This window comes from Pseudomonas campi, assembly GCF_013200955.2.
Taxonomy (GTDB): Bacteria; Pseudomonadota; Gammaproteobacteria; order Pseudomonadales; family Pseudomonadaceae; genus Aquipseudomonas; species Aquipseudomonas campi.
Window position 1 is genome coordinate 4,391,295 of sequence record NZ_CP053697.2, and the last position, 26,581, is coordinate 4,417,875.

General features: G+C 63.9%; 25 protein-coding genes and 1 pseudogene. 18 read left to right on the forward strand and 8 right to left on the reverse strand.

Annotation, left to right across the window (positions count from 1 at the left end; genetic code table 11):
- The first annotated feature begins 103 nt into the window (after window positions 1–103).
- The 5 genes from def to HNE05_RS20185 are packed head-to-tail and all read left to right on the forward strand — an operon-like array spanning window position 104 to window position 4,659.
- Window positions 104–610, forward strand: a complete 507-nt coding sequence (gene def / locus HNE05_RS20165; protein ID WP_173210734.1) for a peptide deformylase — start codon at window positions 104–106, stop codon at window positions 608–610.
- 59 nt (window positions 611–669) lie between these two features.
- Window positions 670–1,602: a methionyl-tRNA formyltransferase gene (gene fmt / locus HNE05_RS20170; protein ID WP_173210736.1), complete on the forward strand. Its 933-nt coding sequence runs from the start codon at window positions 670–672 to the stop codon at window positions 1,600–1,602.
- Complete coding sequence (gene rsmB, locus HNE05_RS20175; protein ID WP_173210738.1) at window positions 1,599–2,924, forward strand: 16S rRNA (cytosine(967)-C(5))-methyltransferase RsmB; 1,326 nt, start codon at window positions 1,599–1,601, stop codon at window positions 2,922–2,924. Before fmt ends, rsmB begins: the two co-directional genes overlap by 4 nt.
- Window positions 2,925–2,936: 12 nt before the next feature.
- The gene (trkA, locus tag HNE05_RS20180; RefSeq protein WP_173210740.1) at window positions 2,937–4,310 is read left to right on the forward strand and encodes a Trk system potassium transporter TrkA; all 1,374 of its coding nucleotides are present in this window, start codon (window positions 2,937–2,939) and stop codon (window positions 4,308–4,310) included.
- A 10-nt stretch (window positions 4,311–4,320) separates the two neighbouring features.
- Window positions 4,321–4,659 carry a tetratricopeptide repeat protein gene (locus HNE05_RS20185; RefSeq protein ID WP_173210743.1) on the forward strand — a complete coding sequence of 113 codons (339 nt, stop codon included), beginning with the start codon at window positions 4,321–4,323 and terminating at the stop codon, window positions 4,657–4,659.
- 66 nt (window positions 4,660–4,725) lie between these two features.
- Here the strand turns inward: HNE05_RS20185 and HNE05_RS20190 are convergent, their stop codons facing one another.
- Genes HNE05_RS20190 through HNE05_RS20200 form a run of 3 tightly spaced genes read right to left on the reverse strand, consistent with a single transcriptional unit; the run spans window position 4,726 to window position 6,547 of the window.
- The gene (locus HNE05_RS20190) at window positions 4,726–4,992 is read right to left on the reverse strand and encodes a PilZ domain-containing protein (RefSeq protein WP_173210745.1); all 267 of its coding nucleotides are present in this window, start codon (window positions 4,990–4,992) and stop codon (window positions 4,726–4,728) included.
- Between the two features lie 60 nt (window positions 4,993–5,052).
- Window positions 5,053–5,940 (reverse strand): lysophospholipid acyltransferase, encoded by an 888-nt coding sequence (locus HNE05_RS20195; RefSeq protein ID WP_173210747.1) that lies wholly within the window; start codon window positions 5,938–5,940, stop codon window positions 5,053–5,055.
- A 55-nt stretch (window positions 5,941–5,995) separates the two neighbouring features.
- The gene (locus HNE05_RS20200) at window positions 5,996–6,547 is read right to left on the reverse strand and encodes a DNA-3-methyladenine glycosylase I (protein ID WP_173210749.1); all 552 of its coding nucleotides are present in this window, start codon (window positions 6,545–6,547) and stop codon (window positions 5,996–5,998) included.
- A gap of 81 nt (window positions 6,548–6,628) precedes the next feature.
- Between HNE05_RS20200 and glyQ the strand changes: the two genes are divergently transcribed.
- Window positions 6,629–7,576: a glycine--tRNA ligase subunit alpha gene (gene glyQ / locus HNE05_RS20205; RefSeq protein WP_173210751.1), complete on the forward strand. Its 948-nt coding sequence runs from the start codon at window positions 6,629–6,631 to the stop codon at window positions 7,574–7,576.
- Window positions 7,573–9,627, forward strand: coding sequence for a glycine--tRNA ligase subunit beta (gene glyS, locus HNE05_RS20210; protein WP_173210753.1), 2,055 nt, complete (start codon window positions 7,573–7,575; stop codon window positions 9,625–9,627). Before glyQ ends, glyS begins: the two co-directional genes overlap by 4 nt.
- A 55-nt stretch (window positions 9,628–9,682) precedes the next feature.
- Here the strand turns inward: glyS and HNE05_RS20215 are convergent, their stop codons facing one another.
- Complete coding sequence (locus HNE05_RS20215) at window positions 9,683–11,404, reverse strand: di-heme-cytochrome C peroxidase (protein WP_240008791.1); 1,722 nt, start codon at window positions 11,402–11,404, stop codon at window positions 9,683–9,685.
- A 373-nt stretch (window positions 11,405–11,777) separates the two neighbouring features.
- Between HNE05_RS20215 and gmhB the strand changes: the two genes are divergently transcribed.
- The 8 genes from gmhB to HNE05_RS20255 all read left to right on the forward strand — a co-directional run bounded on the left by gmhB (window position 11,778) and on the right by HNE05_RS20255 (window position 19,095).
- A complete protein-coding gene (gmhB, locus tag HNE05_RS20220; RefSeq protein ID WP_240008873.1) occupies window positions 11,778–12,311 on the forward strand; it encodes a D-glycero-beta-D-manno-heptose 1,7-bisphosphate 7-phosphatase in 534 nt (177 codons plus the stop codon).
- 15 nt (window positions 12,312–12,326) lie between these two features.
- A complete protein-coding gene (locus HNE05_RS20225) occupies window positions 12,327–13,100 on the forward strand; it encodes a lysophospholipid acyltransferase family protein (protein WP_173210757.1) in 774 nt (257 codons plus the stop codon).
- A gap of 236 nt (window positions 13,101–13,336) precedes the next feature.
- Complete coding sequence (locus tag HNE05_RS20230) at window positions 13,337–13,951, forward strand: CDP-alcohol phosphatidyltransferase family protein (RefSeq protein WP_173210759.1); 615 nt, start codon at window positions 13,337–13,339, stop codon at window positions 13,949–13,951.
- A gap of 19 nt (window positions 13,952–13,970) precedes the next feature.
- Entirely contained in the window at window positions 13,971–15,725 is a 1,755-nt protein-coding gene (locus HNE05_RS20235) for a bifunctional alpha/beta hydrolase/class I SAM-dependent methyltransferase (protein WP_173210761.1), read from the forward strand.
- Window positions 15,725–17,083, forward strand: a complete 1,359-nt coding sequence (locus HNE05_RS20240) for a phosphatase PAP2/dual specificity phosphatase family protein (RefSeq protein ID WP_173210763.1) — start codon at window positions 15,725–15,727, stop codon at window positions 17,081–17,083. Before HNE05_RS20235 ends, HNE05_RS20240 begins: the two co-directional genes overlap by 1 nt.
- On the forward strand, window positions 17,073–17,528 hold the full coding sequence (locus HNE05_RS20245; protein ID WP_173210765.1) for a hypothetical protein: 456 nt from the start codon (window positions 17,073–17,075) through the stop codon (window positions 17,526–17,528). Before HNE05_RS20240 ends, HNE05_RS20245 begins: the two co-directional genes overlap by 11 nt.
- Window positions 17,529–17,537: 9 nt before the next feature.
- The gene (locus tag HNE05_RS20250; RefSeq protein WP_173210767.1) at window positions 17,538–18,161 is read left to right on the forward strand and encodes a lysophospholipid acyltransferase family protein; all 624 of its coding nucleotides are present in this window, start codon (window positions 17,538–17,540) and stop codon (window positions 18,159–18,161) included.
- Between the two features lies 1 nt (window position 18,162).
- Complete coding sequence (locus HNE05_RS20255; RefSeq protein ID WP_173210769.1) at window positions 18,163–19,095, forward strand: phosphatidate cytidylyltransferase; 933 nt, start codon at window positions 18,163–18,165, stop codon at window positions 19,093–19,095.
- A gap of 67 nt (window positions 19,096–19,162) precedes the next feature.
- Here the strand turns inward: HNE05_RS20255 and gyrB are convergent, their stop codons facing one another.
- From gyrB to dnaA, 4 genes and pseudogenes are all read right to left on the reverse strand, one after another.
- Window positions 19,163–21,583: a DNA topoisomerase (ATP-hydrolyzing) subunit B gene (gene gyrB, locus HNE05_RS20260; RefSeq protein ID WP_173210771.1), complete on the reverse strand. Its 2,421-nt coding sequence runs from the start codon at window positions 21,581–21,583 to the stop codon at window positions 19,163–19,165.
- A 4-nt stretch (window positions 21,584–21,587) separates the two neighbouring features.
- Window positions 21,588–22,689, reverse strand: a pseudogene (gene recF, locus HNE05_RS20265) (DNA replication/repair protein RecF).
- 7 nt (window positions 22,690–22,696) lie between these two features.
- Entirely contained in the window at window positions 22,697–23,800 is a 1,104-nt protein-coding gene (dnaN, locus tag HNE05_RS20270; RefSeq protein ID WP_160077405.1) for a DNA polymerase III subunit beta, read from the reverse strand.
- A gap of 31 nt (window positions 23,801–23,831) precedes the next feature.
- Window positions 23,832–25,274: a chromosomal replication initiator protein DnaA gene (gene dnaA, locus HNE05_RS20275; RefSeq protein WP_173210775.1), complete on the reverse strand. Its 1,443-nt coding sequence runs from the start codon at window positions 25,272–25,274 to the stop codon at window positions 23,832–23,834.
- A gap of 525 nt (window positions 25,275–25,799) precedes the next feature.
- On the opposite strand from dnaA, the gene rpmH reads away from it, so the two are divergent.
- Genes rpmH through yidD form a run of 3 tightly spaced genes read left to right on the forward strand, consistent with a single transcriptional unit; the run spans window position 25,800 to window position 26,581 of the window.
- Window positions 25,800–25,934, forward strand: a complete 135-nt coding sequence (rpmH, locus tag HNE05_RS20280; protein ID WP_003246698.1) for a 50S ribosomal protein L34 — start codon at window positions 25,800–25,802, stop codon at window positions 25,932–25,934.
- A gap of 16 nt (window positions 25,935–25,950) precedes the next feature.
- Window positions 25,951–26,352 (forward strand): ribonuclease P protein component, encoded by a 402-nt coding sequence (gene rnpA, locus HNE05_RS20285; RefSeq protein WP_173210778.1) that lies wholly within the window; start codon window positions 25,951–25,953, stop codon window positions 26,350–26,352.
- Entirely contained in the window at window positions 26,345–26,581 is a 237-nt protein-coding gene (gene yidD / locus HNE05_RS20290) for a membrane protein insertion efficiency factor YidD (protein ID WP_173210780.1), read from the forward strand. The genes rnpA and yidD overlap by 8 nt, the downstream gene beginning before the upstream one ends.

A 26,581-nucleotide genomic window follows, 5' to 3' on the forward strand; every position in this document is an offset into this window, starting at 1 on the left:
CCTGTAAGCCGCAGAATACGTGGCTTCAAAGCCGTTTTTCAAAGCTGTTCATCATCTTAGCAGCGGTTTTTGACTTTATTCCACAAGTGCATCACAAACATCTATGGCGATTCTCAACATCCTCGAATTTCCCGACTCGCGCCTGCGCACCCTTGCCAAGCCGGTCACCGTATTCGACGAAGCACTGCACAAGCTGATCGACGACATGTTCGAGACCATGTACGCCGCGCCCGGTATCGGCCTGGCCGCGACCCAGGTCAACGTACACAAGCGTCTGGTGGTGATGGACCTGTCCGAGGACAAATCCGAACCGCGGGTGTTCATCAACCCCGAGTTCGAGTCCCTCACCGAGCAGATGGATCAGTACCAGGAAGGCTGCCTGTCGGTGCCTGGCTTCTATGAAAATGTAGACCGTCCGCAGAAAGTGCGGATCAAGGCCCAGGATCGTGACGGCAAACCCTACGAGCTGATCGCCGAAGGCCTGCTGGCGGTGTGCATCCAGCACGAGTGCGACCACCTCAACGGCAAGCTGTTCGTCGACTACCTGTCCAGCCTTAAGCGCGACCGGATCAAGAAGAAGCTGGAAAAACAGCACCGCCAGCAAGCTTGACCCCGTTCCCCAAAGGCTTGCTCCGGCAAGCCTTTTTCTTTTCCAGCAGTGAGTGATCCATGCGTATCGTCTTTGCCGGCACCCCGGAATTCGCCGCCCAGCACCTGCAGGCCCTGCTCGACGCCGGTCGCCAGATCGTCGCCGTCTACACCCAGCCGGACCGCCCGGCCGGACGCGGACAGAAGCTCGCGCCCAGCCCGGTCAAGCAACTGGCGCTGCAACATGGGATTGCCGTGTACCAGCCGCAGACCCTGCGTGACCCGGCCGCCCAGGCCGAACTGGCCGCGCTCAAGCCGGACCTGATGGTGGTGGTGGCCTACGGCCTGATCCTGCCGCAGGTGGTACTGGACACCCCGCGCCTGGGCTGCATCAACAGCCACGCCTCCTTGCTGCCACGCTGGCGCGGCGCGGCGCCGATCCAGCGCGCGATACAGGCTGGCGATGCCAGCTCGGGGGTTACCGTGATGCAGATGGAGGCCGGTCTGGATACCGGGCCGATGCTGCTCAAGGTCAGTACCACCATCACCGCCGCCGATACCGGCGGCAGCCTGCACGACCGCCTGGCCCAGCTCGGTTCGGCGGCAGTGGTCGAGGCGGTGAGCAAGCTGGCCGCCGGCGAACTGCACGGCGAAGTGCAGGACGACAGCCAGGCCACCTACGCGCACAAGCTGAACAAGGACGAGGCGCGCCTCGACTGGAGCCGCCCGGCCGACGAACTGGAGCGCCTGATCCGCGCCTTCAACCCCTGGCCGATCTGCCACAGCACACTAAACGGCGAACCGCTGAAAGTGCTGGCCGCCAGCCTGGGCGAGGGCGCCGGCCAGCCCGGAGAGATCCTAGCGGCGAGCAAGGACGGCCTGACCGTGGCTTGCGGCACCGGCGCCCTGCGCCTGACCCGCCTGCAGCTGCCCGGTGGCAAGCCGCTGAGTTTCGCCGACCTTTACAACAGCCGCCGCGAGCAGTTCGCCGTCGGCCTGGTGCTCGGACAATGAACCCACGCCTGGCCGCCGCCCGTGCCCTGGCCGCCGTGCTAAATGGCAAGGCCTCGCTGGGCAGCAGCCTGCCGCCGCTGCTGGACAAGGTCGAGGCGCGCGACCGCGGCCTAGCCCAAGACCTGGCCTTCGGCGCCGCGCGCTGGCAACCGCGCCTGGCCCTGCTCGCCGAGAAACTCCTGCAGAAACCGTTCAAGGCTGCCGACCGCGATGTCGAGGCCCTGCTGCTGATCGGCCTGTACCAGCTGTTCTACACCCGCATCCCGCCCCACGCGGCGATCGGCGAGACGGTGGCCTGCGTCGACAAGCTGAAGAAGTCCTCGCTCAAGGGCCTGCTCAACGCCGTGCTGCGCAATGCCCAGCGCGACGGCGAGGCACTCTGCGCCAGCCTGGACAAGGACCCGGTGCTGCACACCGCGCACCCGCGCTGGCTGCAGAAGCGCCTGAAGGCCGACTGGCCCGAACACTGGCAGGCCATCTGCGCCGCCAACAACGAGCATCCGCCACTGCTGCTGCGGGTCAACCGCCGCCACGGTAGCCGCGACGCCTACCTGGCCGAACTGCGCGCGGCCGGCATCGAGGCCGCGCCCTGCAGCTTCAGCCAAGACGGCATCCGCCTGCTCGCACCCTGCGATGTAAAAACCCTGCCCGGCTTCCTGGACGGCCGCCTCAGCGTGCAGGACGAAGCCGCCCAACTGGCTGCCGAACTGCTGGATCTGGCCCCCGGCCAACGGGTGCTGGATGCCTGCGCCGCACCGGGCGGCAAGACCTGCCACCTGCTCGAAGTCGAGCCGGGCCTGGGCGAAGTGGTTGCCATCGACCTGGAGTCCAGCCGCCTGCTGCGGGTGCGTGAAAACCTCGACCGCCTCGGCCTGCAGGCCACCCTGATCGCCGCCGACGGCCGCGATACCGCCAGCTGGTGGGACGGCCAGCCGTTCCAGCGCATCCTGCTGGACGCGCCCTGCTCGGCCACCGGGGTCATTCGCCGCCATCCGGATATCAAACTGACCCGCCAGGCCGACGACATTGCCGCCCTGGCGCAGTTGCAGGGCGAACTGCTAGACGCCCTGTGGCCGACCCTGGACGTCGGCGGCGTGCTGCTCTACGCCACCTGCTCGGTGCTGCCGCAGGAAAACAGCGACAACATCGCCGCCTTCCTCGCCCGCACTTCTGGGGCGCGCGAGCTGGATATCGCCGGCGCGCCTGGACAACCGACCGCCGGCCTGAAAACCACCCATGGCCGCCAGTTGCTACCGCAAGTCGACGGCCACGATGGCTTCTACTATGCCAAGCTGATCAAGATCGCCGCGTCACGCGGCTAATGGAGTGATCGCGTGAAAATCATCATTCTCGGTGCCGGCCAGGTCGGCGGCACATTGGCGGAACACCTGGCCGGCGAGGCCAACGACATCACCGTGGTCGACACCGATGCCGACCGCCTGCGCGACCTCGGCGACCGCCTGGATATCCGCACCGTGGTCGGCCGTGGCTCCTTCCCCACCGTGCTGCGCCAGGCCGGGGCCGACGACGCCGACATGCTGGTGGCGGTGACCAACAGCGACGAAGTCAACATGATCGCCTGCCAGGTCGCCTACACCCTGTTCCACACCCCGACCAAGATCGCCCGCGTGCGCGAAGCCGCCTACCTGACTCGCGCCGGTCTGTTCGACAACGAGGCGATCCCGGTCGACGTGCTGATCAGCCCCGAGCAGGTGGTGACCAACTACATCAAGCGCCTGATCGAATACCCCGGCGCCCTGCAGGTCATCGACTTCGCCGAGGGCAAGGCCCAGCTGGTGGCGGTCAAGGCCTACTACGGTGGTCCGCTGGTCGGCCAGCAGCTCAAGCAGCTGCGCCAGCACATGCCCAACGTCGACACCCGGGTGGCGGCGATCTTCCGCCGCAACCGGCCGATCATGCCGCAGGGCGACACGGTGATCGAAGCCGACGACGAGGTGTTCTTCATCGCCGCCAAGGCACATATCCGCGCGGTAATGAGCGAGATGCGCCGTCTCGAAGACAGCTACAAGAAGGTGGTGATCGCCGGCGGCGGACACATCGGCGAGCGCCTGGCCGAGGCCATCGAGAGCCGCTACCAGGTGAAAATCATCGAGATGAACCCGGCGCGCTGCCGCTACCTCTCGGAGAACCTGGAGAGCACCATCGTCCTCCAGGGCAGCGCCTCCGACCGCGACCTGCTGGTGGAAGAGAACATCAACGATGCCGACATCTTCCTGGCCCTGACCAACGACGACGAGGCCAACATTATGTCGTCGCTGCTGGCCAAGCGCCTCGGCGCGCGCAAGGTGATGACCATCATCAACAACCCGGCCTATGTCGACCTGGTCCAGGGCGGCGATATCGACATTGCCATCAGCCCGCAGCTGGCCACCATCGGCACCCTGCTGACCCACGTGCGCCGTGGCGACATCCAGAGTGTGCACTCGCTGCGCCGCGGTGCGGCGGAAGCCATCGAGGCCATCGCCCACGGCGACGCTAAATCGAGCAAGGTAGTCGGGCGGATGATCGAGGAAATTGCCCTGCCGCCAGGCACCACCATCGGCGCGATCATCCGCGACGAGGAAGTGCTGATCGCCCACGACGACACCCTGATCGAATCGGGTGACCATGTGATCCTGTTCCTGGTCGACAAGAAGTACATCCGCGACGTCGAGCGTCTGTTCCAGGTCGGTCTGACCTTCTTCTGAGGCCGCGTCCATGACCACACCGGATAGCCTGGAAAAGCTGCTGGCCAAGGGCGTCGACAACGCCCTGCTGCGCTTCGGCCTGGGCAAGGGCTACCTGGATGCCGGGGCGCCGGCGCGGGCTGCCGAGCACCTGCAAAAGTGCCTGGGTTTCGACCCCAACTATTCGGCGGCGTGGAAGCTGCTCGGGCAGGCCTGCCAGCGCCAGGGCCTCGGCGAAGAAGCCCGCCAGGCCTGGCACAACGGCCTGGAAGTGGCACGCAAGCGCGGCGACAAGCAGACGGAAAAGGAAATGCTGGTGTTTCTGCGGCGCCTGGAGAAGGCGGCCGGTCAGGACGGTGGAGCCCCGTAGGGTGCCGCGCGCACCATTGGCATCTGTGGGTTTCCCGGTGCGCACGGCGCACCCTACACGCAGCCCTTAGTCGCGCTGGAAGATCAGCGCTACCCCACTGGGCTCGAAGCGCACCACTTCCATCTGCACCACCGGCGCCTCCATGGGCAGGCCTTGCACCTGGCCGCTGACCAGTTCGCCGATCTGCAGCAGGCGCTGGGCATCGTCGATCACCACGAACACGCCACTCTCGGAAATGTCGCGGGTGGTCACCAGCATCTGGCCGTGCACCGGATGGTCGATGCGCAGCTGGACCTTGAGCGGGGTGCGATTGTGCTCGCGCTTGTTGTCCATGCCTGTCCTGTCGTGAGCCAGTGGTAAGTGTTCAGACGTTAATAGCTATCGGCCGCGGCATCAATACCACTTCTTCTCGCCAGGCGGGCGCTTCTTGAAACGCTTCATGCTCCACATGTACTGGCTGGGGTAGGCCCGCACATAGCGTTCGATCACTTCGCTCATGGCCGCCACGCCTTGTTCCACGTTGTCGCTGTACATGCCTTCGGGCGCCGCTTCGAGTATCACCTTGTAGCCGGAGCCATCGCCCAGGCGCACGGCATGCAGGAATACCCCCACTGCCTTGCCCCCGGCCAGCATATTGGGCACGAACTTGCTGGTCAGTGCCTGGGTGGCGCAGAAAGGCACGAACACGCCACTCGACAGGCTCGGCTCCGGGTCGGCCGGAATGCCTACGGCGCCGCCGCGACGCACTTCCTTGATCACGCTGAGAATGCCTTCCTTGGTCGAGGCCGCGACCTTGTTGCCCATCTGCACGCGCTGCTTTTGCAGCAGTTCATCGACCGCCTTGAGCTTGGGCGGGCGGTAGAAAATGATCGGTTTGCACTGGGCGCAGTAGAAGTGGTTGAGCACCTCCCAGTTGCCCAGATGGCTGGTGATGCCGACCACGCCCTTGCCGGAAGCCAGCGCCGCTTGCAGCACCTCCAGGCCTTCGACTTCGCGCACCAGATCGATGGACCTCTGTGCCGGCCAGATCCACGCGCAGGCGCTTTCAGTGAAGGTGCGCCCGATATCCATCAGCGCCCGGCCGAGCAGTTGCTCCAGCTCGGCCGGTGACAGCTCGGGAAAGCACTTGGCCAGGTTGATTCGCGCCACCTCGCGGGAGCTATTGGGCAATTTCCACATCAACCAACCGATTGCAGCGCCCACCGCCTGCACGGCGCGCCAGGGCAGCAGGGCGAACAAGCGCAGAAAGCCGACGACCAGGGCGCCTTTGAACTTCTCCACGAGCAACTCCTGAGGGGAAAGAGGGCGGGCATTGTAACGACTGTGCGCGTGCGCTTCAGCTGCGCAGTGTGTGGTAGCGATCGCAGTCGGTGGTGTGGTCCATGACCATGCCGGCCGCCTGCATGTAGGCATAGCAGATGGTCGGGCCGACGAAGGTGAAGCCAAGCTTCTTCAGCGCCTTGCTCATCGCCTCGGCCTGCGCCGTGACCGCGGGTACCTCGCCGCGCCCGCTGAAATGGTTGATCTTCGGCACCCCACCGACAAACGACCAGAGCAACTCCACCGGGTCCTCCAGCTTGAGCCAGGCCTGGGCATTCTGCCGCGCGGCCTTGAGCTTGAGGCGGTTACGGATGATGCCGGGGTCCTGCATCAAGTGCTCGATTTCCTCGTCGCTCATCTGCGCCAGGCGCTGCACCTCGAAACCCCACAGCACTTCACGGTAGCGCGCACGCTTCTTCAGCACGGTGATCCACGACAGGCCGGCCTGGAAACCTTCCAGTAACAGCAGCTCGAACAGACGCTGGGGATCGCGCAGCGGCACCCCCCATTCCTGGTCGTGATAGGCGATGTACAGCGGGTCGTCGTTGCACCAGAAGCAGCGTGGCATGGGGCCTTCCTTGCGCTTTCCGCAGAATTGATCGGGTATACTGCCCGGCTTTATGCCCAAGCCTCGATACCGGTGAAATTCGTGAGCCAGACTACGCCCGACGTGAGCACCTTCCAAGGTCTGATCCTTGCCCTGCAGAGTTACTGGGCCGAGCAGGGTTGTGTGATCCTGCAGCCCTACGACATGGAAATGGGTGCCGGCACCTTCCACACCGCCACCTTCCTGCGCGCCATCGGCCCGGAGACCTGGAACGCCGCCTACGTGCAGCCGTCCCGGCGTCCCGCCGACGGTCGCTACGGCGAGAACCCCAACCGCCTGCAGCACTACTACCAGTTCCAGGTGGTGCTCAAGCCGAACCCGGCGAACATCCAGGACCTGTACCTGGAATCGCTGCGCCGCATCGGCGTCGACACCCTGGTCCACGACATCCGCTTCGTCGAGGACAACTGGGAGTCGCCGACCCTCGGCGCCTGGGGCCTGGGCTGGGAAGTCTGGCTGAACGGCATGGAAGTCACCCAGTTCACCTACTTCCAGCAGGTCGGCGGCGTCGAGTGCTACCCGGTCACCGGCGAGATCACCTACGGTCTGGAACGCCTGGCCATGTACCTGCAGGGCGTCGACTCGGTGTATGACCTGGTCTACTCCGACGGCCCGTTCGGCAAGGTCACCTACGGCGACGTGTTCCACCAGAACGAAGTGGAGCAGTCCACCTTCAACTTCGAACACGCCAACGTCGACAAGCTGTTCGAGCTGTTCGACTTCTACGAATCCGAAGCCAACCGCCTGATGGGCCTGCAGCTGCCGCTGCCGGCCTACGAAATGGTGATTAAGGCCTCGCACAGCTTCAACCTGCTGGATGCCCGCCGCGCCATCTCGGTGACCGCGCGCCAGCAGTACATCCTGCGCGTGCGCAGCCTGGCGCGCAGCATCGCCCAGAGCTACCTATTGGCCCGCGCCAAGCTCGGCTTCCCGATGGCCACCCCCGAACTGCGTGACGAAGTACTGGCTAAGCTGGAGGCAGCAGAATGAGCGCCCATGATTTCCTGGTTGAACTGGGCACCGAAGAGCTGCCGCCGAAAGCCCTGAAAAGCCTTGGCGAAGCCTTCCTCGCCGGTGTCGAGAAAGGCCTCAAGGCCGCCGGCCTGAGCTACCAGAGCGCCCGCTACTACGCCGCGCCACGCCGCCTGGCCGTGTTGGTCGAGACCCTGGCCAGCCAGCAGCCGGATCGCACCGTCAATCTCGATGGCCCGCCCGTACAGGCCGCCTTCGACAAGGACGGCAACCCGACCCAGGCTGCCCTGGGCTTCGCCAAGAAGTGTGGCGTCGAGCTGAGCCAGATCGATCAGAGTGGTCCGAAGCTGAAGTTCAGCCAGTCCATCGCTGGGCAGAAAACCGTCAGCCTGCTGCCGGATATCGTCAGCGCCGCGCTGAACGACCTGCCGATTCCCAAGCGCATGCGCTGGGGCGCCGGCAAGACTGAATTCGTCCGTCCGAGCCAGTGGCTGGTGATGCTCTTCGGCCAACATGTGGTCGACTGCGAGATCCTCGCCCAGAAGGCCGGACGCATGTCCCGCGGCCATCGCTTCCACGCCAACTTCGAGGTGGCGATCGAGAGTCCGACCAGCTACTCCCATGACCTGCGCGGCGCCTTCGTGGTCGCCGACTTCGCCAAGCGCCGCGAGCAGATCGCCGCGCGCGTCGCGGAACTGGCCAAGGCCGAGAACGGCACCGCCATCGTGCCGCCGGCGCTGCTGGATGAAGTCACCGCCCTGGTCGAATGGCCGGTGCCGCTGGTCTGCTCCTTCGAGGAACGCTTCCTCGAGGTGCCGCAGGAAGCCCTGATCACCACCATGCAGGACAACCAGAAGTACTTCTGCCTGCTGGACGGCAACGGCAAGCTGCTGCCGCGCTTCATCACCGTGGCCAACATCGAGTCGAAAGACCCGGCGCAGATCGTTTCCGGCAACGAAAAAGTGGTGCGCCCACGCCTCACCGACGCCGAGTTCTTCTTCAAGCAGGACAAACGCCAGCCGCTGGAAAAGCGCAACGAGCGCCTGGCCAACGTGGTGTTCCAGGCCCAGCTCGGCAGCGTGTTCAACAAGGCCGAGCGAGTTTCCGCCCTGGCCGGCTTCATCGCCGCGCGCATCGGCGGCGACGCCACCCGTGCCGCCCGCGCCGGCATTCTGTCCAAGTGCGACCTGGCCAGCGAGATGGTCGGCGAGTTCCCGGAAATGCAGGGCATCGCCGGCTACTACTACGCCAAGCACGACGGCGAAGCCGACGACGTGGCCCAGGCGCTGAACGAGCAGTACATGCCGCGCGGCGCTGGCGCCGAGCTACCGCAGACCCTCACCGGGGCTGCCGTGGCGGTGGCCGACAAGCTCGACACCCTGGTCGGCATCTTCGGCATCGGCATGCTGCCCACCGGCTCCAAGGACCCCTACGCCCTGCGTCGAGCGGCCCTGGGCGTGCTGCGCATCCTGATCGAGAAGCAGCTGGACCTGGACCTGAGTGAGGCCATCGCCTTCGCCATCGGCCAGTACGCCGACAAGGTCAAGGCCGACGGTCTCGCCGCTCAGGTGCAGGACTTCATCTTCGACCGCCTGCGTGCGCGCTATGAAGACGAAGGCGTCGACGTCGCCGTGTACCAGGCCGTGCGTGCCCTCAGCCCGACCGCACCGCTGGACTTCGACCAGCGCGTGCAAGCGGTGCAGGCCTTCCGCGCGCGCAGCGAAGCCGAGGCCCTGGCCGCGGCGAACAAGCGCGTGTCCAACCTGCTGGGCAAGTTCGACGGGCAGATCCCGACCAGCGTCGACAACGCCCTGCTCGAAGCCGGTGCCGAGCAGACCCTGGCCGCCGCCGTGGCCGCCGCCGAACAGGCCGTGGCACCGCTGGCCGCCGCGCGCCGCTACCGCGAGGCGCTGGAGCAGCTGGCCAGCCTGCGTGAGCCGGTCGATGCGTTCTTCGAGGCGGTGCTGGTCAACGCCGAGGATGCCGCCGTACGGGCCAACCGCTACGCCCTGCTGGCCAAGCTGCGCGGCCTGTTCCTCGGCGTCGCCGACATCTCGCTGCTGGGCTGAGCCCTGAAGGGCACTGCAGAACCCCGGCGCTCCCACGGAGCGCCGGGGTTTTTCTTTACAGGCTCTTCAGGTACTCCAGCAGAGCCTTCTTCTCCGCCGCTGGCAGTTGGGTCCCGTATTCATGGCCGCAGCGGCTGTTGCCCGAGTCGCGCGCGCTGCAATCGGTGGTCTGCAGGGTGTAGCCGAACTTGCTCTGCTCCACAGCCAGACCGACATTGACCACATCGTAGGCCGGACCGACCTGGAAGGCGGCGACCCGTTGCGCCGCCGGCTTGAGCAACTCGGCCAGGGTCGGCACCGAGCCATTGTGCAGGTAAGGCGCCGCCGCCCAGATACCCTCCATGACCCGCGACTCATAGGCATAGCTGGGACCATCGGCCTTTACCTCGGGCTTGCGGAACGCGCCCTGGAGGTCCTTGGTCAACGGCGTGAACGGCGACTTCAGCCCGGCCTTCTGCGCGTCCTGCTCGGCGTCCATCAGCAGCGGTGCGTAGTGCTGCAAGATCGAGCCGACCACCGCCAGGCCAAGTACGTTGAATGCCGAGTCCTTGGCCTTCAGCGGATCGGTCAGCAGTGGAATATGCGCACCCTGGAGCACACCGGTCTGCACCTGGAAGTCGAGAATGCTGTATTGCCGTGTATCGGTACCGACATCCAGCACTGGCGTGGCCCAGGTCTTCTGCTCGAAGAAGCGGGTGGTACCGGGCTTGATGCCGTGACAGTCGGCACAACCGCCATCGGCCGTCGGGCGCTGGTAGATGGCCTTGCCGCTGGCCGCCAACTGCTGATCCAGAGCCCACGGCCACTTCGGTGGGCCGATTTTCTTCACCAGGTCCTCCAGCGCATCCAGGCCCTGGAAGTTGGCCGAATTGTTGGCAAGGTAGTCGATGCCGAGCAGGCTCCATTTGTCCTTTTGCGGATGGAACACGGCGAATACCCCATAGACCTCGCCAACATTGCGCGACAGGCCGAGGATGTTGTTGCCGTTATCGGCGAAGCCTGGCCACTGGGTCTTGTCCTGCTTGGGCGCATTCCACAGGAAGGGGTAGCGTACCGGCGCCACTGCCGGCTGGATGTTCTCCGGAATCATGTACGTTGGCGGTGGCCCGATATCCAGGCCGGTCAGACGATTGAAGATCATCGATACCGCATCCAGACGTGCCGGCCCCCAGGGATCGGTGGGCAGGGCACGGCTGATCAGGGTGTGATAGGGCAGGTACCAGGCCTCGACCTCGCTGCGCAACTGTGCCAGCTCCGCAGACGTGGGTTGCGGGCCGAGCACGCCATGGGCGAAGTCAGTGAACGAGGCCTGCTCGTCGAGCAGCTTGCCCACCGCCTTGTCGAGATCGCTGAGGAAACTCTGGAAGTCGACGATGGCCGGCCCGCCATCGACCCGATAGGTCTTGGCGTCCACTTCGATCTGCCGGGTGTGGCAAGCCGAACAGGTCATACCGATCACCTGCCCGGACTTGCCATTGGCCACAGTGAACCCCACCGGCAAGCCCGGCGGCTTACTGTCCGGGTTGGCCAGGTAGCCGTAGCGATCAAGGCTGTCGGCCATGAACGGCGAGCCATTGGCCTGCTTCAACGCCACTATCCAGTTCAGCGGCATGATCTGCGAACCCTGATCGCGGCTGTAGAAGTCCTTGCGTTCACTGCTCGCCCAGTGCTCGCCCTGGTCGAGCATGATCGGCTCGGCATGTGCTGTAGAAAGGCCCAGCAGCCCGACAAGGACCATGGACAGAGGAGACAAGGTTTTGGCTAATCGCATGTTCATAGATAACCTTCCATAGAGGGTCCGTTCTCGGCTCTGTGGACGCTGCACAGGCTCAGCGAAACGGCCTGCCTGGACAGACAAGTGGGAGATACCGCGACGACGGAGTTCCGCGGGGCAAAGACCACGCAGGAAGGGAGAGGGTGGCTGAACGGCGTTATCAGCTCTGCGAAGAGCGCATGGACGGCTGTGGGACATGCATCGCGGAAATGACCTGGTTCCTTGTCTGCTGGGTGAATCCTTTCCGTTACTAGATTCAACTTAGTACAGTCCCTCCGCGACGTGCGACCGTCCGTCAGCCATGGCTGCCCGGCAGGCCGGGCAGACTGATGTAGAATCGCCTTTTTCGATCCGAGCGGGTGCTCCCTTGCCAGCGCTGCAAAAACTGCTGATTCTCGACCGCGACGGAGTGATCAATGAAGACTCCGACGCCTATATCAAGTCGCTGGCCGAGTGGATACCCATCCCCGGCGCCATCGACGCCATCGCCCGCCTGAGCAAGGCCGGTTGGACCGTGGCCGTGGCCACTAATCAGTCCGGCCTGGCACGCGGTTACTACGACCTGGCCACGCTCGACGCCATGCACGCGCGCCTGCGTGAGCTGGTGGCGGAGCAGGGCGGCGAAGTCGGCCTGATCGTGCACTGCCCGCACGGCCCGGACGATGGCTGTGCCTGCCGCAAGCCCAAGCCGGGTATGCTCGAGCAGATTGCCACGCACTACGGCACAGAACTGGCAGGCGTCTGGTTCGTCGGCGACAGCCGTGGTGACCTCGACGCCGCGCTGGCCGTCCATTGCCAGCCCGTACTGGTGAAAACCGGCAAGGGCGAACGCACCCTGAGCAAACCATTGCCAGCGGGAACCCTGATATTCGATGATCTGGCAGCCATCGCCGATCAGCTTCTTCTCTAGAGAACTCGAGCCCCCATGACGACAGTGCAGGCCCTCAGAACTTTCCTCTTCTACCTGCTGCTGTCCTCCAGCTCCTTCTTCTGGTGCATCCTCTGCGTGTTCATCGCGCCTTTTCTGCCGTTTCGCGCGCGCTACCGTTTCGTCATCCAGGCCTGGTGCCGCTGCGCCACCTGGCTGGCAAAAACCGTGGTGGGCCTGCGCTACGAAGTCGAAGGCCAGGAGAACATCCCGCAGCAACCCTGCGTGGTCCTCGCCAAGCACCAGAGCACCTGGGAAACCTTCTACCTGTCCGCGCTGTTCGAGCCGCTGTCGCAGGTGGTCAAGCGCGAGCTGCTCTACGTGCCGTTCTTCGGCTGGGCCATGGCCATGCTCAAGCCCATCGCCATCGACCGCAGCAATCCCAAGGCGGCGCTCAAGCAACTGGCCAAGCAGGGCCATGAACGCCTGGGGCAGGGCGCCTGGGTGCTGATCTTCCCGGAAGGCACGCGTATCCCGCCGGGACAGATCGGCAAGTTCTCCCGTGGCGGCACCTCGCTGGCGGTGAATGCCGGCCTGCCGGTGCTGCCGATTGCCCATAACGCCGGCGAGTTCTGGCCCAAGCACGGCTGGGCCAAGTACCCGGGCACCATCAAGGTGGTGATCGGCCCGGTGATGCATGCCGAGGGCAGTGGCCCACGGGCGATTGCCGAACTCAACGAGCGCGCCTTCGCCTGGGTGCAGCAGACCCAGCAGCGGATTTCCGGCGTGCCCATGCAGAGCACGGCGACAGAAACGCCCGAAGTGGTCTGACAGCCAAACTGTGGATAAGCTGTGGGCAAAATACCGGCAGAGTGCCATTACTCGCCGCAAGTCATTGAATAACATGGTTATTAGCTGATTTTCTGGAACATGCCCGGCGGGGCATAAGTTTTTCCGCAAGCCCCCGCCGCAGCTGGCAAATCCATGCGCTGCGCACGGCAGAGAACCGCCCAATACGGCTAAGCTTGGAGCTGACTGCCGGGCCCGCTAGAAAAGGAATTTCGTTCATGCTGTCGATCTACCAGCTCAAACCGCGTTTCCAGAATCTGCTGCGTCCCGGCGTACAACGCCTGTTCGATCGCGGCGTCACCGCCAACCAGGTGACCCTGGCCGCCGGCATCGTTTCGCTGCTGCTCGGTGTGCTCCTCGCCGTCTTTATCAGCCACGTCTGGCTGTTCGCCCTGATCCCGCTGTGGATGCTCCTGCGCATGGCACTGAATGCCGTGGATGGCATGCTCGCCCGCGAGTTCGGCCAGCAGTCCAAGCTCGGCGCCTACCTCAACGAACTGTGCGACGTGATCGCCGACAGCGCCCTGTACCTGCCATTCGCCCTGCTGCCGGGCGTTTCACCGCTGCTGGTGGTGCTGGTGGTGCTGTTTGCCGTGATCAGCGAATACGCCGGCGTGCTCGGCCCGATGGTCGGCGCCGGGCGGCGCTACGACGGACCTATGGGCAAGAGCGACCGCGCCTTCTGCTTCGGCGTGCTGGGTGCCGGTGTGGCGTGCGGGCTGCTGGCGGCGTCTTGGATAAACGGGCTGCTGGCGGTGATTCTGGCCCTGTTGCTGTACACCCTGTTCAACCGCGTGCGCCACGGTCTGGCCGAGGCGACACAACCCTCCTGATCGGAATAAGGATATTTCGATGCGCGAATCTCAGAACTACATCTTCACCACTCATGACGGCGTCGAGCTGCTCTATCGCCACTGGCCCGCCACCACGCCGACTGCCGGCCCCCGCCAGGCCGTGGTGATGTTCCACCGCGGCCACGAGCACGGCGGGCGCATGGCCCACCTGCCCGCTGAGATGGACCTGCCCGAGTTCGATTTCTTCGCCTGGGATGCCCGTGGTCACGGGTTGTCCCCCGGTGCACGCGGCGACAGCCCGAGCTTCGCCACCAGCGTGCGCGACGTGCAGACCTTTATCGAGCATATCCGCACCAAGTACGCCATCGCCGAGCCGGACATGGCCGTGCTGGCGCAGAGCGTCGGCGCCGTAGTGGTGTCGACCTGGGCCCACGACTACGCGCCGCAGATCCGCTGCCTGGTGCTCGCTTCGCCGGCGTTCAAGGTCAAGCTCTACGTGCCGTTCGCCCGTCCCGGTCTGAAGCTGATGCGCGCCTGGCGCGGCAATTTCTTCGTCAACAGCTACGTCAAGGCCAAATTCCTCAGCCATGATCCGGAGCGCATCCGCTCGTTCGAGAACGACCCGCTGATCAGCCGACCGATCTCGGTGAATATGCTGCTCGGCCTCTACGATGCCGCCGAGCGGGTAGTCGCCGATGCCCAGGCGATCCAGATCCCCACCCAATTGCTGATCTCCGGCGCCGACTTCGTGGTGCACCGCCAGCCGCAGGAACAGTTCTTCGAACGCCTGGGCAGCCTGCGCAAGGAGAAGCACATCCTCCCTGGCTTCTTCCACGACACCCTCGGCGAGCGTGACCGCGCCCATGCCCTGTTGCGCGCGCGGCGTTTCATCCTGCGCAGCTTCGAGGAGCCGCTAAGCCGACCAACGTTGCTGGATGCCGACCGCCTCGGCGCCACCTGCGCGGAAGCCGAGGAATTGGCCGCGCCGCTGCCGAAGAACTCGCTCGGCGACCTGTACTGGCACGCCACGCGGGCCGGACTGAAGCTCGGTAGCGGCTTATCCGATGGCGTGAAGCTGGGCTTCGAAACCGGTTTCGACTCCGGCAGCACCCTGGACTATGTCTACCGCAATACCCCGAGCGGCAAGAGCGCCCTGGGTCGGCTGATCGACCGGAACTACCTCAACTCCATCGGCTGGCGCGGCATCCGCCAGCGCAAGGTACATGCTGAGGAACTGCTGCGCCTGGCCATGGGCAAACTGCGCGAGTCCGGCAAGGCGGTGCGCATCGTCGATATCGCCGCCGGCCACGGCCGCTACATCCTCGAGTCGCTGGAAGGCATGCAGCAACAGCCGGACGCGATCCTGCTGCGCGACTACAGCGAGATCAACGTGCGCGACGGCAGTGCGCTGATCGAGCAGAAAGGCCTGGGCGCCATCGCGCGCTTCGTCAAAGGCGATGCCTTCGACAAGGCCGACCTGGCGGCCCTCGAGCCGAAACCGACGCTGGCGGTGGTCTCCGGCCTGTACGAGCTGTTCGGCAGCAACCAGATGGTCGGCGACTCGCTGGCTGGCCTGGCGGCGGCAGTCGAGGAGGGTGGCTACCTGGTCTACACCGGCCAGCCCTGGCACCCGCAGCTGGAACTGATCGCCCGCGCCCTGACCAGCCATCGCGAAGGCCAGCCCTGGGTCATGCGCCGCCGCAGCCAGGCGGAAATGGACCAGCTGGTGGCCGCTGCCGGCTTCCGCAAGCTGGAGCAACGTATCGACGAATGGGGCATCTTCAGCGTGTCCCTGGCGCAGCGGGTGTCCTGATGGACGCCACTGTTCCACGTGAAACGGGGCTGTGGAAACGCGGGGTACTCTGGCTGCTGCTACTCGGCCCGCTGTTCTTCGCCAGCTACAGCTTCGCCAACTGGCTGACCAGCCAGCGCGACGATGTCGGCAGCCTGGTATTCGCCTGGGAAAGCGCGATGCCGCTGTGGCCTTGGAGCATCGTGCCCTACTGGTCGATCGACCTGCTCTACGGCCTGTCCTTCCTGCTCCCGGCTACCCGCCGGGAAATGGATCGCCACGCCCTGCGCCTGCTCAGCACCCAACTCATCTGCGTCGCCTGCTTCCTGCTCTGGCCGCTGCGTTTCACCTTCGAACGGCCGGAACTGAGCGGTGTATTCGGCTGGATGTTCGACGTGCTGATGGGCTTCGACAAGCCCTTCAACCAGGCGCCTTCGCTGCATATCGCCCTGCTGGTGATCATCTGGGTGATGTTCGCCCGGCATACCCAAGGCCTGCTACTGCGTGGCCTGCTGCACGGCTGGATGGCGCTGATCGGCCTGTCGGTGCTGACCACCTGGCAACATCACTTCATCGATGTGCCCACCGGCGTCCTGGCCGGCTGGCTGTGCGTGTGGCTGTGGCCCAGCGCAGGACGCAGCCCGCTGCAGCAGGCCAGCCTGGCCCGTACGGCGCAGCGTTGGCGCCTGGCCCTGCGCTACAGTCTGGGCGCAGCGCTGTGCAGTGCCCTGGCGGTCAATTTCGGCGGTGCCTGGCTTTGGCTGCTATGGCCGGCCCTGTCGCTGCTGCTGGTGGCGCTGAACTACGCCTGCTGCGGCGCCGAGGGCTTCCAGAAGCAGGCGAATGGGCGCCTGAGCCAGGCGGCATTGTGGTTGTTCGCCCCCTACCTGGCCGCCGCCTGGCTCAACTCGCGCCTGTGGACCCGTCGCCATCCCCAACCGGATCAGATCGTCGAGGGCATCTGGCTCGGGCGTTTGCCTGGGGCAGGGCAGGCCCAATCGTTCAACGCACTGCTCGACCTGTGTGCCGAGCTGCCAGTCGACAGCCAGGGCAAGGCCTACCGCGCACTGCCCTGGCTCGACCTCTGCGCACCCTCTGCCGACGCCTGCCTGCAGGCTGCCGAGGCCATCGAGGTGTTGCGGCAAGAAGGGCCGCTATTGGTCTGCTGCGCACTCGGCTATTCGCGCAGTGCTACCGCCGTGGCGGCCTGGCTGTTGCGCTATGGTCACTGCGCGGATGTCCCGGCGGCGCTGCAGCAGATCCGCCAAGCCCGCCCGCAGATAGTCCTGGATCCTGCTCAGCTGCAGGCACTGCTGGAGATACAGCAACTGCCGAGTCACGCCCATCCCGCTGCGCTGGAGATTGTCCATGGCCACTGACATGCAGTTGCAGCTGGTGGCCGGCCTGCTGCGCCGTGGCCGGCTGCTCGACCAGCTGTCCACCGGGCTGACCCTGCTGGCTCTGGCCCTGGGTCTGGCGCCCCTGCTCAGTGGCCAGGTCAACCCAGCCAGCGCAGTGCTCTGTGGCCTGCTGGTTCTGCTCGGCCTGGCGCAGAAGTACTGGGCCGTGCGGGTCGCCCTGGATGCCGAACTGTTCGCTCAGCTGGCGGGTCAACCCGAGCAGCTTGCCGAGCACACCCGTCAGCTCGATTTGGCCCTGCACAGCCTCGGCCTGCAACCGGCCAACTCGGTCGAACGGCCCTGGGCTGAACGCTGCCGTGGCGCACTGCGGTTGTTGCGCCTGCAAGTCGCCTGGTTGGCGGCGCAAATACTGTTGGCATTGGCTGCTGTGCTGGCCATGCCCTGGCTTTCCCTCGCTGGATAGGAGTTGTCCATGCTCGCTTCATTTGTTGCCTTCGCCATCACCTCGGCGGCGCGCCTGCTCACTGGAGCCCGTGCGCTCTGGCTGGGTTGTACCGCGCAGCCGGTGCAACGCCTGTATTACGCCAACCACAGCAGCCACGGCGACTTCGTTCTGCTGTGGGCCTCGTTGCCCGATGAACTGCGCCGCACCACTCGCCCGGTAGCCGGCGCCGATTACTGGCAGAAGGGCGGCCTGCGCAGCTTCCTGATCAATCAGGTGTTCAACGGCGTGCTGGTCGACCGTGACCGCAGCAGCCCCGAACACAACCCGCTGCAGCCGATGCTCGATGCCCTCGGCCAGGGCGACTCACTGATCATCTTCCCCGAGGGCACGCGCAATCTCGGCGACGATCCGCTGCTGCCCTTCAAGAGCGGCCTGTACCACCTGGCCAAGGCCAATCCACAGGTCGAAGTGATCCCGGTGTGGATCGCCAACCTCAACCGGGTCATGCCCAAGGGGCGCGCGTTACCGCTGCCGCTGCTGTGCACCCTGAGCTTTGGCGCGCCACTCGAGCGCCTGGCCGACGAAGACAAGGCGGCGTTCCTCGAACGTGCGCGCAACGCCCTGCTGGCACTCGCGCCCGAGGAGGCTTGAGATGGATCGCAATACGCTGCTGTTGTTCGCCGGTATCGGCGCCGTTCTGCTGCTGGCCTCGCTGGTCGGTTTTATCCTCAAGCGCCGCGCCGGGGACACGCCCAACTCGGTGATCGATAACCTCAACGCGCGCATCAACGCCTGGTGGGTGATGGTGCTGGTGATCGGCACCGCCTTCCTGTTCGGCAATACCGGGGTGATCGTGCTGTTCTACGGCGTGTCCTTCTACGCCCTGCGCGAATTCATGACCCTTACGCCGACCCGGCGTAGCGACTACCCGGCGCTGGTGGCCGCCTTCTACTTCGCCCTGCCGGTGCAGTACCTGCTGATCGGCATCGATTGGTACGGCATGTTCAGCATCTTCATCCCGGTCTATCTGTTCCTTCTGCTGCCGATTCTCGCCTCCCTGGGCGGCGACACCACGCGCTTTCTGGAACGTGCCTCCAAGGTGCAGTGGGGCCTGATGATCGCGGTGTACTGCATCTCCGCCGTACCGGCGCTGCTGACCCTGGATATTCCCGGCTACGAAGGGCGCAACCTGCTGCTGATCGCCTGGCTGGTGATAGTGGTGCAGCTCTCCGACGTGCTGCAGTACGTCTGCGGCAAGCTGGCCGGCAAGCACAAGATCGCGCCGCTGCTGTCGCCATCGAAGACCGTCGAAGGCTTCGTCGGCGGTGTCGCCCTGGCTACTCTGGTCGGCGCGCTGCTGTGCTGGATCACCCCGTTCAGCTTCTGGCAGGCTGCCGCCCTGGCCCTGCTGGTCAACCTGCTGGGCTTTGCCGGCGGCCTGGTGATGTCGGCGATCAAGCGCGACCGCGGCGTGAAGGACTGGGGCCACATGATCGAAGGCCACGGCGGCATGCTCGATCGCCTCGACTCGGTGTGTTTCGCCGCACCGATCTTCTTCCACGTGGTGCGCTATTGGTGGGCCTGATGGGCTAAGCGACAGACAATAAAAAACCCCGGCATGCCGGGGTTTTTTCTGTCGGGAAACAACCTGGTCAGAAGTCCAGGTTGGATACCGCCAGGGCGTTGCTTTCAATGAAGTCGCGGCGCGGTTCCACCGCATCGCCCATCAGGGTGTTGAAGATCTGGTCCGCCGCGATGGCGTCTTCAATGGTCACCTTGAGCATACGGCGCACGCTCGGGTCCATGGTGGTTTCCCACAGCTGCTCCGGGTTCATTTCGCCCAGACCTTTATAGCGCTGGATGCTGTGGCGCTTGGTGCTTTCGGCCATCAGCCAAGCCAGTGCTTCCTTGAAGGTGCTGACCGGCTTCTTGCGCTCGCCGCGCTGCACGTAGGCACCGTCTTCCAGCAGGCTGTTGAGCTGCTCGCCGAGGGTGGTCACGGTGCGGTAGTCGTTGCTGGCGAAGAAGTCGCGGTTGTAGGTGATGTAGCTCGACAGGCCGTGGGCCATGACTTCCACTTCCGGCAGCCACAGGTGACGCTCGCGGTCTTCACGCAGGCTGGCGGTGTAGCTCTGGCCGGACTTCTCGACGCCCTTCAGGCGCGCCTGGAAAGCCTCCAGCCAAGTTTGCATGGCGGCATGGTCGGCCAGCTGATCGAGTGATACGGGCGGCAGGTAGACGAAGTGCTCGGTGATGTCCTGTGGGTAAACGCGGGACAGGCGGCCGAGGGTCTTCATCACCGCGCGGTACTCGTTGACCAGCTTCTCCAGCGCCGCGCCGGACAGACCGGGAGCGCTCTCGTTGACGTGCAGGCTGGCGTCGTCGAGGGCCGATTGGGTCATGTACTCGTCCATGGCCTCGTCGTCCTTGATGTACTGCTCCTGCTTGCCCTTTTTCACCTTGTACAGCGGCGGCTGGGCAATATAGATGTAGCCACGCTCGACCAGCTCCGGCAGCTGACGGAAGAAGAAGGTCAGCAGCAGGGTACGGATGTGCGAACCGTCGACGTCGGCGTCGGTCATGATGATGATGTTGTGGTAGCGCAGCTTGTCGATGTTGTACTCGTCGCGACCGATACCGCAGCCGAGCGCGGTGATCAGCGTGCCGACTTCCTGGGAGGAAATCATGCGGTCGAAACGGGCACGCTCGACGTTGAGGATCTTGCCCTTGAGCGGCAGGATCGCCTGGGTCTTGCGGTTACGGCCCTGCTTGGCAGAGCCGCCCGCGGAGTCCCCTTCCACGATGTAGAGTTCGGACAGCGCCGGGTCTTTTTCCTGGCAGTCGGCCAGCTTGCCGGGCAGCCCGGCGATATCCAGCGCGCCCTTGCGGCGGGTCATCTCGCGCGCCTTGCGCGCGGCTTCGCGGGCACGGGCGGCGTCGATCATCTTGCCGACCACGGCCTTGGCTTCGTTGGGGTTCTCCAGCAGGAAGTCGGCAAAGTGCTTGCCCATTTCCTGTTCCACCGCGGTTTTCACCTCGGAGGAGACCAGCTTGTCCTTGGTCTGCGAGCTGAACTTCGGATCCGGCACCTTGACCGAGATGATCGCGGTCAGGCCTTCACGGGCGTCGTCACCGGTGGTGGCGACCTTGTGCTTCTTGGCCAGGCCTTCGGCTTCGATGTAGTTGTTCAGGTGACGGGTGAGGGCGGAGCGGAAGCCAGCCAGGTGGGTACCGCCGTCACGCTGGGGAATGTTGTTGGTGAAGCACAGCAGGTTCTCGTTGAAGCTGTCGTTCCACTGCAGGGCAACTTCCACACCGACGCCATCTTCTTCGCGCTGGATGTTGAAGTGGAACACCTGGTTGACCACGGTCTTGTTGGTGTTCAGGTATTCGACGAACGCCTTGAGACCGCCTTCGTACTTGAACAGCTCTTCCTTGCCGCTGCGCTCGTCCTTGAGGACGATGCCGACACCGGAGTTGAGGAAGGACAGTTCGCGCAGGCGCTTGGCCAGGATGTCCCAGCTGAAGTGGATGTTGTGGAAGGTGTCTTCCGACGGCTTGAAGTGGATCTGCGTACCGGTGCCATCGGCATCGCCAACCGGGGCCAGCGGGGCCTGTGGCACGCCATGCACGTAGGTCTGTTCCCACACCTTGCCGCTGCGGCGAATGGTCAGAATCAGTTCCTTCGACAGCGCATTCACTACCGAGACACCCACGCCGTGCAGGCCGCCGGATACCTTGTAGCTGTTGTCGTCGAACTTACCGCCGGCGTGCAGCACGGTCATGATGACCTCGGCGGCGGAGACGCCTTCCTCTTTGTGCATGTCCACCGGGATGCCGCGACCGTTGTCGCGCACGGTGATCGACTCATCCGGGTGGATGGTGATGCTGATGTCGCTGCAGTGACCGGCCAGCGCTTCGTCGATCGAGTTGTCGACCACCTCGAAGACCATGTGGTGCAGACCGCTGCCGTCATCGGTGTCGCCGATGTACATGCCTGGTCGCTTGCGTACGGCATCCAGGCCCTTGAGGACCTTGATACTGTTGGAGTCGTACGTTTGGTTTTCGCTCATGCCTTCACTCCCGGTGGTCGTGTCTGGGTGATACAGCCATGTTCCACGTGGAACATGGCGACCGGCGTATCCGTGCGCCAGCCATCATTCAATAATTCGTGATCGACACAGGTGATAAACACCTGACACTGCAAATCATCCAGCAGTCGGCACAAGGCCCGTCGATGTTGCTCATCCAGCTCCGACGGCAAGTCGTCCACCAGATAAATGCATTGGCCATGTTTGGCCTGGTTCAGCAGATGCCCCTGGGCGATGCGCAGTGCGCAGACCACCAGCTTCTGCTGACCGCGGGACAGAATCTCCGCGGCATTGTGTGCGCCGAGGCGCAGGCGTAAATCGGCGCGCTGCGGTCCGGCCTGGGTATGGCCGAGCTGCTGGTCGCGGGGTAGGCTGGCAGCCAGTACATCGGTCAGCGCCTTGTCCTTGTCCCAGCCGCGGTAGTAACTCAGGGTCAGCCCCTCGAGCTCCACCAGCTCACTCAGCACCTTCTCGAACACCGGCTTGAGGGCCTGGATATAGGCCCGTCGGTAGCCGTCCAGCTCATCGCTGGCCAGGCACAGCTCACGGTCCCATGCGGCCTGTGCAGCGCCGTCCAGTGTACCATGCCGCAGCCACGAGTTTCGCTGGCGCAGGGCCTTCTGCAGGCGCTGCCAGGCCGGCAAAAAGCGTTGTTCCACGTGGAACACTCCCCAATCGAGGAACTGCCGACGAATCTTCGGCGCCCCTTCGAGCAGGCGGAAACTATCCGGGTTGATCACCTGCAGCGGTAGCACTTCAGCCAGTTGCGCCGTGCTGCGCGCATTCTGTCCATCGATGCGAATCTGCAGTTCGCCCTGGCGATCACGGGAAATCCCCAGATTACTGGAGCGATCATCAGCCAGCTCGACCTGACCGAATACGGTACAGGCCGGTTGCTCGTACTGAATCATCGGCAGCAGCTTGTTGCTGCGAAAGGAGCGGGCGAGGCCGAGCAGGTGAATGGCTTCCAGCAGGCTGGTCTTACCGCTGCCGTTGGCGCCATGAAGGATGTTGATGCGGGGGGAGGGGGAGAGCGTCACCGGGTGCAGATTTCGCACCGCGGTGACGGTGACGCGAGAAAGGGACATTCGGGGGTTACAGGCGCATCGGCATGACAACGTAGGACGAGTCGTCGTTACCGGCTTCCTGCACCAGGGCACTGCTGTTGGCATCGGAGAGGATCAGACGCACCTGCTCGGTGGTCATCACGCCCAGCACGTCGAGCAGGTAGCTGACGTTGAAACCGATCTCCAGCGAGCCGCCGTTGTAGTCGACCGCCACTTCTTCTTCCGCTTCTTCCTGCTCCGGGTTGTTCGCCTGGATCTTCAGCTGACCGCTGGCCAGTTGCAGGCGAATGCCGCGGTACTTCTCGTTGGATAGGATAGAGGTGCGGCTGAAGGCTTCACGCAGCGCCTGACGATCACCGATCACCAGCTTGTCGCCACCGCGCGGCAGCACCCGCTCGTAATCCGGGAACTTGCCGTCGACCAGCTTCGAGGTGAAGGTGAACTCACCGGTGGTGGCACGGATATGGTGCTGGCCGAGGACGATGGCGACTTCGCCGTCCTGCTCGGTGAGCAGGCGGGCCAGCTCCAGAATACCTTTGCGCGGCACGATCACCTGGTGCTTCTCGGTGTTCTCGATGGCCGCTTCCATGGCGCACATGGCCAGGCGGTGACCGTCGGTGGCGACAGCGCGCAGTACGCCGGTCTGCACCTCAATCAGCATACCGTTGAGGTAGTAGCGCACGTCCTGCTGGGCCATGGCGAAACTGGTGCGCTCGATCAGACGGCGCAGCTTGCTCTGGATCAGCGAGAAGGTCAGCGAACCCGGGCCTTCCTCCACGGTCGGGAAGTCGTTGGCCGGCAGAGTCGACAGGGTGAAACGGCTGCGCCCGGCCTTGACCACCAGCTTCTGCTCGTCGACGCGGATATCGATCAGCGCGTCGCTCGGCAGGCTCTTGCAGATGTCCATCAGCTTGCGTGCAGGTACGGTGATCTCACCCGGCTCGGCGCTGTCTTCCAGGGCCACGCGGCCAACCAGTTCGACTTCCAGGTCAGTACCGGTCAACGACAGCTGTTGGCCTTCGACCACCAGCAGCACGTTGGAGAGTACCGGCAAGGTCTGACGGCGTTCGACGACGCCGGCGACCAGTTGCAGGGGTTTCAACAGGGCTTCGCGTTGAATGGTGAAATGCATGGTCTAGTCCCTTGCCTAATAAGGCTGCGTGTCAGGTAGTCAGGGTGCGCAGCAGGTTCTTGTAGTCCTCGCGGATATCCGCGTCGGATTCCCGCAGTTCGGCAATCTTACGACAGGCGTGCAGAACTGTGGTGTGGTCTCTTCCGCCAAATGCATCGCCGATTTCCGGCAGGCTATGGTTGGTCAATTCTTTCGACAAGGCCATGGCCACCTGGCGCGGTCGGGCGACCGAACGCGAGCGGCGTTTGGAGAGCAGATCGGAAATCTTGATCTTGTAGTACTCGGCCACGGTGCGCTGGATATTGTCGACGCTGACCAGCTTGTCCTGCAGGGCCAGCAAATCTTTCAGCGACTCGCGGATCAGCTCGATGGTGATCGGCTGGTTGGTGAAGTGCGAGTGGGCAATCACCCGCTTCAGCGCGCCTTCCAGTTCACGCACGTTGGAGCGGATGCGCTGGGCGATGAAGAAGGCGGCATCATGGGGCAGATCGACCTTGGTCTGCTCGGCCTTCTTCATCAGGATGGCCACGCGGGTTTCCAGTTCCGGCGGCTCGACCGCGACGGTCAGGCCCCAGCCGAAGCGCGACTTCAGACGTTCTTCCAGGCCTTCGATTTCCTTCGGGTAACGGTCACTGGTGAGGATGACCTGCTGGCCACCTTCGAGCAGGGCGTTGAAGGTGTGGAAGAACTCCTCCTGGGAGCGCTCCTTCTTGGCGAAGAACTGGATATCGTCGATCAGCAGCGCGTCGACCGAACGGTAGAAGCGCTTGAATTCGTTGATCGCATTGAGCTGCAGCGCCTTGACCATGTCGGCGACGAATCGCTCGGAATGCAGGTAGACCACCTTGGCATTCGGATTCTTCTTCAGCAGGTGGTTACCCACCGCATGCATCAGGTGGGTCTTGCCCAGGCCAACGCCGCCATACAGGAACAGCGGGTTGTAACCGTGCTTGAGGTTGTCCGCCACCTGCCAGGCTGCGGCGCGGGCCATCTGGTTGGATTTACCCTCGACGAAGTTCTCGAAGGTGAAGGTGCGATTGAGGTAGCTGGTGTGTTTCAACGCGCCTTCGACCTGAACCGAGCGCTCGGTTGGGCGTGTCGCGGCGACGGGCTGGGAACTGACCTGCGGCTCACTGGACGGGGCGTCGTGCACAACCGCGGCAACGGACGGCACATGACTATTAATAGAAGGCGTGGCGACTGGCGGGGCAACACGTGCGGCCGCGCTGCGTTTGCTGCCGATCAGCATCGACAAGGCAGGCGCCAGACCATTGGCTCGCTCGGCCAGGAGTTCCAGCAGCCGCACCAGGTACTTTTCATTGACCCAGTCGAGAACGAAGCGGTTCGGTGCATAGACCCGCAGCTCGTCACCCTCGGCCTCCACCTGCAAGGGGCGGATCCAGGTGTTGAATTGCTGGGCAGGCAACTCATCGCGAAGCAGCTCAACACACTGCTGCCAAAGTTCAACGGACACGGAAATCCCCTAAGTCGCTACGGTCAGCGAGGCAAAAAACAGCCTGCATTGTAGCCCCCGAGACCCGAGTTATCCACACGAAAACGGCTTATCCGCCGAGCAAAATCAAGGATTTATTAGTGTTTCCCTGGGTAACGGGATAACCCAGGAAAGCTGTGGATAAACTACCCGTAAGGGCTATGGACAAGTGAGGGGAAAAGCCTCTGGATAACCCGGCTGTGGGTAAAGTGGCATTTGCTGCACAGGCTTCACCCAGCCTCCACACAGTTGGCGCACGGGTTACCGACAATCTTTGCAACCGCTGCAGGCGGCGCCCGACTAGGCCTGCCCAGGGTTTTCCACAGCTAACCGCCCCCTTAAAGCTTTATAAGTACTACAAGTTCTTTTAAGAATTTCTTTCCTTTTATCTTCTTTATGCTCAGAGGGCTGTCTGGAAATTGACCTGAGGCTCGGCTTTCACTAGAATCGCCGGTCTCTTTAAACGGGGGCCATTCCGGCCCGCAGTGGATCACCCAGGTAAGCACCATGAAACGCACTTTCCAACCCAGCACTATCAAGCGCGCTCGTACCCACGGTTTCCGCGCACGCATGGCCACCAAGAACGGTCGTGCAGTCCTGTCGCGTCGTCGCGCCAAGGGCCGCAAGCGCCTGACCGTCTGATAAACCGGAACGGGTGGTGAGTCGAGACTTCAGTCGGGAAAAGCGTCTGCTGACACCCCGGCAATTCAAGACAGTATTCGACTCACCCAGCGGCAAGGCTCCTGGCAAAAACGTCCTGCTCCTCGCTCGCACTAACGATCTGGACCATCCCCGCCTGGGTTTGGTGATCGGCAAGAAAAGCGTCAAGCTTTCCGTCGAGCGCAACCGCCTGAAACGCCTGATCCGGGATTCGTTCCGGCATCATCAGGCGTTATTGGGCGGTTTGGACATTGTCGTGGTGGCACGCAAGGGTCTTGGCGATCTGGACAATCCCGAACTGCATCAGCAGTTCGAGAAACTCTGGAAGCGCCTTGCCCGCCAGCAGCCTAGCCCTGAAGCCAAAACCGGAATAGGGGTGAGCGACAGTCCCCATGCGTAAACTGGCGATCCTTCCGATCCAGTTTTACCGCTACGCCATCAGCCCGTTGATGGCCAATCACTGTCGCTTCTACCCCAGCTGTTCCTGCTACACCCAGGAAGCCATCGAACTGCATGGCGTCCTGCGGGGTGGCTGGCTTGGCATTCGTCGCCTGAGCCGCTGTCATCCCTGGAACCCCGGTGGTTACGATCCGGTTCCGCCTCTTTCTCCCCCTTCGATGACCGAGTAA